Origin of the sequence: Rhizobium sp. BK456 (genome assembly GCF_014194045.1) — a bacterium.
GTDB lineage: Bacteria > Pseudomonadota > Alphaproteobacteria > Rhizobiales > Rhizobiaceae > Rhizobium > Rhizobium redzepovicii.
The window spans coordinates 166,296-178,200 of the sequence record NZ_JACIAO010000006.1 but is presented as its reverse complement, the minus strand read 5'-3'; the positions used below and the strand labels follow the sequence as shown (position 1 = coordinate 178,200).

Genomic DNA, 11,905 nt, shown 5'->3' with positions numbered 1-11,905 from the left:
GGGGAACATGCGGGGAGAGAGTTCGGCGCAAAGCGGCGCGATCGTCTTCGAAACCGGTGTCGAATTTGCCGTGTGGTCGCATCACGCCGCACAGATCGAACTCTGCCTTTTCGAGGATGACGGCAACAGGGAATTCGCGCGCCTGCCCATGGCGCGCGACAGCAATCACTTCCACCGTCTGTTTGTCGACGGTCTGAAGGCGGGCGCCCGCTACGGTTATCGCGCCGACGGCATCTACGCTCCCGACAGCGGCCTCTGGTACGATCCCTCCAAACTGCTGATCGATCCCTACGCCAAGGAGATCGATAGGCCGTTCCGCTACGATCCCCGCCTCGGCATCTATGGCGAGGACAGCCAGGATCTGATGCCGAAGGCGATTGTCACCACCGATACGCGCGCCGAAATCGGCAAGCCGCTCTTCAAACCGGGCGGCTTCATCTACGAGGTCGCTGTCCGTCCCTTCACAATCCTCCATCCCGACGTGCCGGACGTTCAGCGCGGCACGATCGCCGCCCTTGCCCATCCCTCCGTTATCGCGCATCTGAAGCGCATCGGTGTCGACGCCGTCGAACTGATGCCGATCACCGCCTGGATCGACGAACGCCACCTGCCGCCACTCGGCCTCACCAACGGCTGGGGCTACAATCCGGTCGCCTTCATGGCCCTCGATCCGCGGCTGGCGCCGGGCGGCATGACGGAACTGCGCCAGACGGTCGCGGCCCTCCATGCCGAGGGCATCGCCGTCATCCTCGATCTCGTCTTCAACCATACCGGCGAGAGCGACCGTTACGGCACGACTCTATCGCTGCGCGGCCTCGACAACCTGCATTATTATCGCCACGCCCGGAATATGCCGGGCGAACTCGTCAACGACACCGGCACCGGCAACACGCTCGCCTGCGATCATCCCGAGGTGCGGCGTCTCGTCATCGACAGCCTGCGCCATTTCGTGCTCAATTCAGGCGTCGACGGTTTCCGCTTCGATCTCGCCCCGGTGCTCGGCCGCACCGCGACAGGCTTCGAGCGCGATGGCGGAACGCTAGCCGCGATCCTCGCCGACAATGTGCTCGCCGACCGGATCATGATTGCCGAACCCTGGGATATCGGCCCGGGTGGTTATCAGCTCGGCAATTTCCCGCCGCCTTTCCTCGAATGGAACGACCGGCTTCGTGACGATCTGCGCTGCTACTGGCGCGGCGACGATTGGAAGACCGGGGCGCTCGCCACCGCACTCGCCGGCTCATCCGACATCTTCTCCCGCAACGACGGCAAAGAGACGCGCAGCGTCAATTTCCTCGCCGCCCATGACGGCTTCACGCTGACCGATCTCGTCTCCTATGCGGGAAAGCACAACGACGCCAATGGCGAGCACAATCGTGACGGCCATAATGAGAACCACTCCTGGAACAACGGCGTCGAGGGGGAGACCGTCTATCCGACGATCCGCAAGCGTCGCCGTGAGGATGTGATGGCGTTGATATCGACACTCTTTGCCACCCGCGGCAGCATCATGCTGACGGCGGGCGACGAGGGCGGCCGTAGCCAGCATGGCAACAACAACGCCTATTGCCAGGACAATGAGATCACCTGGCTGGACTGGAAGGCGCTGAACGAGGATCTCATCGCCCATACCGCCTTCGTCGCCGAGCTGCGCCGCCGCTTCACGATCTTTTCCGAAACCGGCTTCCTGGCAGGCAACGGCGATGTCGAATGGATTTCGCTCTCCGGCGAGCCGATGACCGTTTCCGAATGGGAGACACCGTCGCTTTCCACCCTCGGCATGCTGCTTTCCACCGGTGACCGCTCGGCGTGCGGCAGGCAGACCCGCCTTGCCGTGCTCTTTAACCGTTCGGGCGACCGCCAATTTTTCACGCTCCCGTCCGGAACCGAACCGGGCTGGCGTCAATTGACACCGGAAGGAGCCAAGAAAACCGGCGCCCGCGTCACCGTCGAGCCACGCTCCGTCGCCTTTTTCGTAGAAAAGTGACCGCCTCCCCTCGCTTGCGCAAATCCTTGTCGCAATCGTCATAAATGCACGATAAGGCTTTGGCCGGCGGCCCATTTCACGAGGAATTCATGGTCACGGAAATTTCACTCTCCGACGTGCGGGGACTGATCGGCATGGAAACAGGCCTTTCGGACTGGATCACCGTCGACCAGACGATGATCGACGCCTTTGCAGGGGCGACCGACGACCATCAGTTCATTCATGTCGATCCCCAGCGCGCGGCCGAAAGCCCCTTCGGCGGCACCATCGCCCATGGCTTCCTGACACTGTCTCTGCTGTCGACGATGAACTACAACTGCCTGCCAAAAGTGCGCGAGCAGACCATGGGCATCAATTACGGTTTCGATCGCGTCCGCTTCATGACGCCGGTGAAGAGCGGCGCCCGCGTCCGCGGCCGCTTCCTGCTCTCGGACGCCCGCTTCCGCGGCGGCGGCATGCTGATGACCACCTATGATGTCTCGATCGAGATCGAAAACGAGAAGAAGCCGGCCCTCACGGCAAAATGGATCACCATCATCCAATTCGACCCGAAGGACCGTCCCGAGGACGTTTGAGCAAAACGCCGCTTGCTACGCGGCCGACTTGCAGACGGCTTCGAGTGCGTGTCCGTCCGGATCCATCACGAACGCCGCATAATAATGTTCGCCGTAGTGTGGGCGTAAGCCTGGACCACCATTGTCACCGCCGCCATGGGCGATCGCCGCGGCATGAAACCGATCGACCGCCTGGCGGCTCGGAGCGGCGAACGCCAGATGAAAACCCGGGCCGGCCGGGCGCTGGCCCTCCGGTCTATGTTTGATCGCCAGCTTGTCGCCGCCACCGGGAAGACCGTAGCCGACGGCTTGTCCCGTCTGCCCCGGCCGGATGTCATCCCAGACCCTGACATAACCGAGCGCGGTTAGGGCGGCATCGTAAAACGCCGCCGATCGTTCGATATCGGAAACACCGAGGGAGGCATGGTGCAGCATTCACCTATTCCTCGAATGAGACTTACGCAGCCGGATTGCTCCGGCTTCAATGGCCGGCATCATGAGCCGCCTCGTCGAGCAGCCCGAAGACGTAATCGGAAAACGACCGCCAGCACTCCACCCGGAACGTGTCTTTATCGGTGCGCAGAAGCACGATTTCCGCCTTGCCGAGGATCGTGCGCGACGCGGCTCCAACCGGAAACGAAGACAAGGACAGATCCTGCGGGCACCCGGCGGCAAGCGTCTTTTCCGCACCCGGTCCCGAGACGATGATCGCCAGATTGCGGTGAGAAACGTCGGTCGCCGAATGCACGGCGCCCACGCCCGAAAGCACCGTCATCAGATCGGCGCCGTCCTCATCGATGACAAGCCATTCGTCCGGCCCGATCCAGAGCACCGACCGGGCGCCGGCCCGGCCCGATGTTTTCGGGGCGGTCGGCACGGACAGACCGAGCGCGGAGGAAAGTGCTGCAAGCGATTCCGCCGGGGCGCGTAGCGCCACACGGCTCGCTGCCGGCGCCGTCGTCAGCCGTACTGTTGCGGAGCCGCCGAGACGGCCGGCAAGCGCCGGTTTGCGAATTGCGACATCAGCCATGGATGCGGCCTCCTTCCTTGTCAAAGAATACCAGATCCGTCACCTCGACGGCGATCGTCCGGTCCGCCATCGGCACGTAGAGCGTTTCGCCCATCCTCGCCCGACCGCCGGCGACAAGCGCGAAAGCGATCGACCGGCCGCAGTTTTCCGACCAGTAGGACGAGGTGACGTGTCCGAGCATTGTCATCGGCTTGGGCTCGTTCGGGTTGGCGACGACCTGCGCGCCTTCCTCGAGCACCAGCTTCGGATCCTTGGTGACAAGGCCGACGAGCTGCTTGCGCCCTTCCTTGACGAGATCCGGCCGCTGCAGGCCGCGAATGCCGACAAAGTCCTTCTTCTTCTTCGAAACGGCCCAGGCAACGCCCGCGTCATCCGGGGTAACCGTGCCGTCAGTATCCTGGCCGACGATGATGTAGCCCTTCTCGGCGCGCAGAACGTGCATCGTCTCTGTGCCGTAGACGCAGGCGCCAAGCGGCTCGGCATTGGCCCAGACGGCTTCGAGCACCGACTGGCCATAATCGGCGGGCACGTTGATTTCGAAACCGATTTCGCCGGTGAAGGAGACGCGGAACAGCCGCGCCGGCACGCCGCAGACCGTGCACTCGGCAACGCTCATATGCGGGAAGGCCTCGTTCGAGAGGTCGAGCCCTTCGACGAGGGGCGCGACGATCTCGCGCGCCTTCGGGCCCTGCACGGCAATCACCGCCCATTGCTCGGTCACCGAGGTCAGCCACACCTTCAGATCCGGGAATTCCGTCTGCAGATAATCTTCCATGTGGTGAAGAACGCGCGGCGCGCCGCCGGTCGTCGTCGTCACATGGAAACGGTCCTCGGCCAGGCGCCCGACGACGCCGTCGTCATAAACGAAGCCGTCTTCGCGGGTCATGATGCCGTAGCGGGCCTTGCCCGGCTTCAGCGTGTCCCAGGCATTGGTATAGATGAGGTTGAGGAACTTCGCCGCATCCGGCCCCACCACCTCGATCTTGCCGAGCGTCGAAGCGTCGAAAATACCGGCCGACTCTCGGGCTGTGCGGCATTCGCGGGCGACCGCCTGGTGCATGCTCTCACCCGCCCGCGGATAGAACCAGGCACGCTTCCAGTTACCGACATCCTCGAAGACGGCGCCATGCGCTTCTTCCCAGTTGTGCAGCGGCGTCTTGCGCGTCGGGTCGAACAGCTCTCCGCGCGAATGGCCGATCAGCGTGCCGTAGGTAACCGGTGTATAGGGCGCGCGGAAGGTGGTGAGACCGACCTGCGGGATTTCCTTGCCAAGCATTTCGGCGGCGATCGCCAGGCCGTGCATGTTGGAAAGCTTGCCCTGGTCCGAGGCCATGCCGTTGGTCGTGAAGCGCTTGATGTGCTCGATCGAATGCATGCCCTCGCGCACGGCAAGACGGATATCCTTGGCGCAGACGTCGTGCTGGAAATCGATGAAGGCCTTGGCGTTGGTCTTCGGGCCGGCGCCTTCGGCAGCACCGATCATGCCGCCCGTCCAGTCATAGGCCTGCTCGGCCGAAATGGCGATCTTCTCGCCGCTGCTTCTGCCGGTGGCCTGCGCCATCAGCTCGCCCGCGGCAAGCGATTCTTCGATCGTCCGCTGCAGATCGTCGGTGCCGTTGCAGGCGCCGACCGAAAGGCAGTCCTGTGCATAGGAGCCAGGCAGGAAACGCTGACTTTCGGCATCGAAGGCCACTTTGCCGCGTGACTGCGAGAACAGATGCACCGATGGCGTCCAGCCGGCCGAAACCAGCAAAGCATCGACTGCGATCTTGCGCGGCGAACCGCCGCCGTTGCGCGCCACCGTCATCGACGAGATGCGCAGCCGCCCCGCCGTGTTGATCACCGACTGCCCGGTCAGGACGTCGATGCCGAGCGCACGTGCCTCCTCCAGCACCGCCGCTCCCGGCGCCTGCCTGCAATCGACGATGGCAGCGACCGAAACACCTGATCGTTTCAGATCGAAAGCCGCCTCATAGGCCGAGTCATGCGCCGTATAGATGCCGACCTTGGTTCCGACGGCGACGCCGTAGTGATTGAGATACATCCGCGCCGCCGAAGCCAGCATGATGCCCGGCCGGTCGTTGTTCGGAAATACCATATGCCGCTCGATCGCGCCGTTGGCGAGGATTACTCGCTTGGCCCGCACCTGCCAGAGCCGCTCGCGCGGCAGATCTTGAGAAGGCTTGGCGATATGATCGGTCACGCGCTCGGCGAGACCGACGAAATTGTGGTTGTAGTAGCCGAAGGCGGTCGTGCGGACCAGCACTTCGACGTTGTCCATCGCCTTCAGCCGCGCCACGGCCTTCTGCGCCCAAGCATAACCCTCCTGGCCGTCGATCGTCACGCCGGCATCGTAGCGCAATGCGCCGCCGACTTCCGCCTGCTCATCGCAGAGGATCACCTTGGCACCGGTCCCGGCCGCGGCCAGGGCCGCCGAAAGTCCGGCAACGCCGGCGCCGACCACCAGCACGTCGCAATGGGCATAACGGCTGGCATAATGATCCGGATCTTCTTCCGTCGGCGCGACACCGAGGCCGGCGGCGCGACGGATGAGCGGTTCGTAGACGCTTTTCCAGGCGGCACGCGGCCACATGAAGGTCTTGTAGTAGAAGCCGGCGGCGAAGAACGGCGACATCAGATTGTTGACCGCGCCGACATCGAAGGCAAGCGACGGCCAGCGATTCTGCGAGTTGACGATCATGCCGTCGAAGACTTCCTGCACGGTGGCGCGCACGTTCGGCTGCTTGCGCGCCTTGTCGCGGGCGACGTCGATCAGCGCGTTCGGCTCTTCGGCGCCGGCCGACAGAATACCGCGAGCCCGGTGGTATTTGAACGAACGTCCCAAAAGATGCACACCGTGGGCGATCAGCGCCGAGGCGACGGTATCGCCTTCCAGCGCGGTATAGGTCTCGCCGTCGAAGCTGAAGCGCGCGGTTTTGGCCGGCGTCAGGCGCCCCTTGCCGACGATACGGTTCACGCCGCTCATTGCGCCTCTCCTTCCACGGCTTCATATGTCTCGACAGGCGCGTGCTTCTCGGCCGCCGCGCCAATCTCAGGCTTCGGCTCACCCGCCTTGTAGGTCACGATGAACTTGTCGCTTACCGTATCGCGCGCCGCGTTGAAGAAGCGCCCGCACCCATGGATGTGCCGCCAGCGTTCGAAGATCAGGCCTTTCGGATTGTCGCGCAGAAAGAAATAGGCCTCGAATTCCTCGTCCGAAACCGAGGCGATATCGGCAGGCCGCACGATATGCGCGTCACCGGCGCCGCGGAATTCAAGCTCCGAGCGCTCTTCCTGACAGTAGGGGCAATGGATCAGCAGCATGTGTGATTTCCTTCTCCTCCCCTTCTCCCCAATGGGGAGAAGGCGCCTGAAAGGCGGATGAGGGGGTGAGCGACGAAAGGTGCGAACATCCAAATAGCATTCATCATCAGTGCGCCACCGCCGCCGCCGCCGCCTCGTCGATCAGCCGGCCGCTGCGGAAACGCTCCAGCGTCAGCCCGGCATTGAACTTGTGCGGCTCGTCGCGGGCAATCAGATGCGCGAAGAGATTGGCCGAGCCCGGCGTCGCCTTGAAGCCGCCGGTGCCCCAGCCGCAATTGACGTAGAGCCCGGGAACCGGCGTCTTCGACTGGATCGCCGAACGATCCGGCGTATTGTCGACGATGCCGCCCCATTGCCGCATCATCTTGACGCGCCGGAACATCGGGAAGAGCTCGCAGATGGCATCGAGCGTGTGCGTGATGATCTGCAGCCCGCCGGTCTGGGAGTATGAGTTGTACTGGTCGGTGCCGGCGCCGATGACGAGCTCTCCCTTGTCGGACTGGGAGATATAGGCATGCACCGTGTTCGACATGACGACGCACGGAAAGATCGGCTTCAGCGGCTCGGAGACCAGCGCCTGCAGCGGGCTCGATTGCAGCGGCACACGCACATCGGCCATCTTCATGATGGTCGACGTGTGGCCGGCGGCCGACACGGCGACCTTTTTGGCGCCGATGAAGCCGCGCGAGGTCTCGACCCCGGTCACGCGTCCATCGGGGCCGCGGCGGATGCCGGTCACTTCGCAATTCTGGATGATGTGCACCCCGCGGTCCGAGGCGGCGCGGGCATAGCCCCAGGCAACCGCGTCGTGCCGCGCCGTGCCGCCGCGCCGCTGCAGCGCCGCGCCGTTGATCGGGTAGCGGGCGCTCGCCGAAATGTCGAGCGGCGGGCAATAAGCCTTGGCCTGCTCCGGCGTCAGCCATTCATTGTCGATGCCGTAGAGCCGGTTGGCATGGATATGCCGCTTGAACGACTGCTGGTCGTGAATATTGTGCGAGAGCATCATCACGCCGCGCGGCGAATACATCACATTGTAGTTGAGCTCCTGAGAAAGCCCTTCCCAGAGCTTCATCGAATGCTCGTAGATGTGCATGCTCTCTTCATAGAGATAGTTCGAGCGGATGATGGTGGTGTTGCGCCCGGTATTGCCGCCGCCAAGCCAGCCTTTTTCGATCACCGCCACATTGGTAATGCCGTGCTCCTTGGCGAGGTAATAGGCTGCACCCAGCCCATGACCACCGGCGCCGATGATGACGACGTCGTATTCGGCGCGCGGCTCAGGCGAAGTCCACTGCTTCTCCCAGCCCTTATGGCCCCGAAGGGCCTCCCTCGCCACGGCAAAAACCGAATATTTCCGCATCCGCCTTGTTCTCCTATGGGAAAGGGCTGTTCTCCGCGCCCATACAAATCGCAAATCCAAATGCGGCACAACGGTTCTTTTGCGACAGTCGAGCGCTTTGCTTTTGACACTCAGCGACATGATGCCGAAAACTGCGCAGTATTCGCGCGACATCGTCCGCTGCTTCCGAGGCCGTTCGGCAGGACGAGGCAAAATCGGCCTTTCCCAGGGGCCGCCGCCCGGTCGTAGCCCAAGTGGGCGAGAAGACAAGCAGTTACTAAAATGTTAATTCTCCCCGTGTTTCCGGGGTCCGTGTATCATGTGGGGTCGGCGTTCATTACTCCAAGCACTTTGCATTGTGGTTGCCGTCGCGCAGCCGGCTCTCGCCGCCGAGCCAGTCGGCCAAGCTGTCGTCATCAAGACGGAGGTGACGGGACAGAGCGGCCCAATCGAAGTCGACAGCAGCGTCCATCGCAACGAACGCATCAAGACATCCCCATCGGGGCTTGGCCAATTCCTGTTTCGTGACGGCACGAAACTCGCGGTGGGCTGGGGCTCGTCGGTCGTGATCGACAAATATGTCTTCGATGATTCCCAATCGGTGAAGAAGCTGACCATCAGAGCGGCAAAGGGGACGTTCCGCTGGGTAAGCGGCAACTCCAATTCCTCCGCCTACCAGATCCTGACGCCCGCCGGCACGATCGGCGTGCGCGGCACCGCTTTCGATTTCTATGTCGGCCCCGATGGCACGACCGCCGTCGTCTTGCTGAATGGCGCGGCCCGGTTTTGCGGCCCGGGCGGCTGCCGGCAATTGCAGCAGCGCTGCGATTGCGTGGTCGCCAAGCCGAATGGCAATATGTCGGCGGCGCGCCGGGTCGATCCCAGCATTCTCGATACGCTCGGAAATCCCCGCGCGCTGCCCTTTCTCTCCGGCAATCAGCGGCTTTCAGGCGGCATTGGCATGATCGGCGGCTGCAATATGGCGTCGGCCGCGCCGGAAAGAAAAGATAGAAAACCGCCTCCGCCGGCGATTACACCTGTTCCGCAAAGGCAGGATCCGCCTCAGAGGCGGGCCGAGCCGAAGAAGGAGCGGCCGAACAAGCCGGACATGCCGCATCACGACAAACCGCATCATGACAGGCCCCATCACGACAGGCCAGATCACGACAGGCCGCATCATGATAAGCCGGATCGTCCCGACAAGCATGACGGGCATGATGATCACGACCGGACCGGCCACCACGACCAGCATCACGGAAATGACCGGGATCATCAAGAACACGATCGCGACCACGATGGCGATCGTGATCACGACAAGGATCGGCACCACAACAGGCGCGACGGTTTCAATCACAACCGCTGACCCGTTCAGTCGGCCGCGCTCTTCTCGAATCGATCATTCGCCTCGCGAAAATGATCGGTCCTGCCGGATACCCGCTGATAGAATTCCGCCAGGCCGTCGATCACTCCCGCCGCCCTGAGCTTTGCCGTGCCGATGAGCTTGCGGGTGTTCTTCGAATGCGCAAACAGGGCCTGCATCAGCTGCTGGTGAGTAACGACAAGGGCTGAAAATTCGGCCGATGCGGCAACCCGTTCGTCGCCGACGACGGCAAGGATCTGCGTTCGGCTGCTCTTTCCTTTGAGCGGAATGGCGCCGGCCTCGAGCAGCGCCATGCCCCGCACCGACCTTGCCGTACTATCGGATATCAGAATATCGAAACCGACTTCCTTGCAGCATGATTCCAGGCGCGCCGCGACATTGACGGCATCGCCGACCGCCGAATAGTTGAAGCGCGTCTTGGCGCCCATATTGCCGACGCAGGCAAGGCCGGTATGGATGCCGATGCCGATCCCGACCTGCTGTCCGGGTCCGAAGCCGAAAGCGTCGCCGGCGTTCAATTCGGCGAGCGTCTCGCGCATGGCAAGTGCTGCGCGAACCGCCTTGGTTTCATGATCGGCCACATCGACGGGCGCATTCCAGAACGCCATGATCGAATCGCCGATGAACTTGTCGAGCGTGCCTTCATTGGCCACCACGTGGCGGCTCAGCGCATCGAGCAGCGTGTTCAGGAAGGCCACGACATCCGTCGGCGCCAGCCGCTCGCTGATCTCGGTGAAGTTTCGGACATCGACGAACATGACCGTCAGTTCGCGGTCGTCACCGCCGAGGCGTAAAGGATCACGGGTATGCTCGATACGATGGAGCAGCGATGGCGAAAGATAATGCCCGAAGGCGCGCCGCACTGCCCGCCGCTCCCGGTCGATCACCAGGATTTTGAACGAGGTTGCGGCAAAATGGATGATCGATCCGCTGACGATCGGCGCCAGCGGGTCGAAAAGAAGCCCGGCATACAGAAACGACGACCAGGAGGCTACGAGCGCCATCGCCGTGATCAGCAGACCGCAGATCAGCGCGACGGCGGGACTGACGAAGGTCGTCACGACGACGAGCAGGCTTCCGAGCACGGCAATCGTCAGGATTTCCAGCCCGTCCGCCCAGTCAGGCCGCGACAGGAAATGGCCGGACAGGATCTGCTCGACGGCCTGGGCATGCAGTGACACGCCGGGAACGTTCTCGCCGAGCGCCGTGACGCGGATGTCCTGCAGGCCGGCGGCCGATGTGCCGACGAAGACGATGCTGCCGTTAATGGCAGCCGCAACCTCGGGAGAGGCCCCTTCGGCCGCAAGCACCTGCCGGGCGGATATGTACCGCTCGGCCCGATCGGGGCTGACATAGAGCCAGAGTTCGCCCGCCGCCGTCAGCGGCACGACGAAATCGCCGATCTTCGCCGATGTCATGATGCCGGCGCGATCTGGCGCGCCCGACAGCACATAGGTCGACGCCCCCTGCGCAACGCGCAGCGCCTCGATGGCGAGATTTGGATAGAGCTGCTCTCCGTCGGTCAAAAACAGCGGAACCGCCCGCACCACCGGCGAAGGATTGCCAGGGTTAAGGCTGATATGGCCGAGCCCCGCCGCATTCGCCTCCAATTGCGGCCTGAGCGGTGTTGAGGCGCCGAGATAGGGCGGCGCGGAAACGGGGCTTTCGCCTGTGAAGGCAAAACCCGCCTTCACAGGCGGCCGGTAATTGCCCACGTTGGAAAGGCCGAAGCCGAGCACGACGGGCTTCTCGGCAATCGCGCGGGCGAATATCTCATCATTGTCAGGCAGTTTCTCGGCCAGCGAAGGATCGACGCCTTCGACCTCGGCGACAACGTTGCGCGGCGACAGCCGGTCCGGCTCGGCAAAAAGAATATCGAAGGCGATGGCCGAAGCGCCCATCGCGGAAAGCCGGTCCACCAGCAGCGCCATCCGGTCCCGCGGCCAGGGCCATTGGCCGAATTCGCGTAAGGATGTCTCGTCTATGTCGACCACGCGAACCGGCATCGGCTCGAAGGTCCTCGGAACGAGCCGCTGATATTCATCGAAGGTCACGCCGCGGATCAGCTTGAAAATCCCGGGATCGTCGGCCCGCAGGATCGTGAGCAGAGCCACGATCGCGAGGCCGATAACGACACCGATTTGCTGGACGCGCGTCATGATCTCACCGGTGTCCCTCCACGGCCCGCAGAAACGGCCTGCACCTGCCGCAGGCTACGCCGCTTTCGGTCCAAACGCCATTCGCACATGCCGTCCGGATCCTCTCTTTCGATGGGCCGCGCTACACATCC

9 protein-coding genes are annotated in these 11,905 nt (G+C 63.1%); 3 read left to right on the top strand and 6 right to left on the bottom strand.

The genetic code is table 11. The features are described 5' to 3' along the window. Positions 1-7 precede the first annotated feature (7 nt). Both glgX and FHX03_RS18655 read left to right on the top strand, forming a co-directional pair. A complete protein-coding gene (glgX, locus tag FHX03_RS18660) occupies positions 8-1,987 on the top strand; it encodes a glycogen debranching protein GlgX (protein ID WP_183854921.1) in 1,980 nt (659 codons plus the stop codon). A gap of 89 nt (positions 1,988-2,076) precedes the next feature. Continuing rightward, entirely contained in the window at positions 2,077-2,562 is a 486-nt protein-coding gene (locus FHX03_RS18655) for a MaoC family dehydratase (protein WP_097628795.1), read from the top strand. Positions 2,563-2,577: 15 nt separating this feature from the next. Here the strand turns inward: FHX03_RS18655 and FHX03_RS18650 are convergent, their stop codons facing one another. From FHX03_RS18650 to FHX03_RS18630, 5 genes are all read right to left on the bottom strand, one after another. Then, positions 2,578-2,976 carry a VOC family protein gene (locus tag FHX03_RS18650; protein ID WP_183854920.1) on the bottom strand — a complete coding sequence of 133 codons (399 nt, stop codon included), beginning with the start codon at positions 2,974-2,976 and terminating at the stop codon, positions 2,578-2,580. A 46-nt stretch (positions 2,977-3,022) separates the two neighbouring features. Beyond that, positions 3,023-3,571: a sarcosine oxidase subunit gamma gene (locus FHX03_RS18645; RefSeq protein WP_183854918.1), complete on the bottom strand. Its 549-nt coding sequence runs from the start codon at positions 3,569-3,571 to the stop codon at positions 3,023-3,025. After that, positions 3,564-6,557: a sarcosine oxidase subunit alpha gene (locus FHX03_RS18640; protein ID WP_097628724.1), complete on the bottom strand. Its 2,994-nt coding sequence runs from the start codon at positions 6,555-6,557 to the stop codon at positions 3,564-3,566. The genes FHX03_RS18645 and FHX03_RS18640 overlap by 8 nt, the downstream gene beginning before the upstream one ends. After that, complete coding sequence (locus FHX03_RS18635; RefSeq protein WP_049734737.1) at positions 6,554-6,895, bottom strand: sarcosine oxidase subunit delta; 342 nt, start codon at positions 6,893-6,895, stop codon at positions 6,554-6,556. The genes FHX03_RS18640 and FHX03_RS18635 overlap by 4 nt, the downstream gene beginning before the upstream one ends. A 106-nt stretch (positions 6,896-7,001) precedes the next feature. Beyond that, positions 7,002-8,255: a sarcosine oxidase subunit beta family protein gene (locus FHX03_RS18630; RefSeq protein ID WP_049734738.1), complete on the bottom strand. Its 1,254-nt coding sequence runs from the start codon at positions 8,253-8,255 to the stop codon at positions 7,002-7,004. Between the two features lie 298 nt (positions 8,256-8,553). Between FHX03_RS18630 and FHX03_RS18625 the strand changes: the two genes are divergently transcribed. Further along, a complete protein-coding gene (locus FHX03_RS18625; RefSeq protein WP_183854916.1) occupies positions 8,554-9,597 on the top strand; it encodes a FecR domain-containing protein in 1,044 nt (347 codons plus the stop codon). Positions 9,598-9,602: 5 nt separating this feature from the next. On the opposite strand, the gene FHX03_RS18620 is transcribed toward FHX03_RS18625, so the two are convergent. Beyond that, positions 9,603-11,774, bottom strand: a complete 2,172-nt coding sequence (locus FHX03_RS18620) for a CHASE2 domain-containing protein (protein ID WP_183778602.1) — start codon at positions 11,772-11,774, stop codon at positions 9,603-9,605. Between the last annotated feature and the right edge of the window lie 131 nt (positions 11,775-11,905).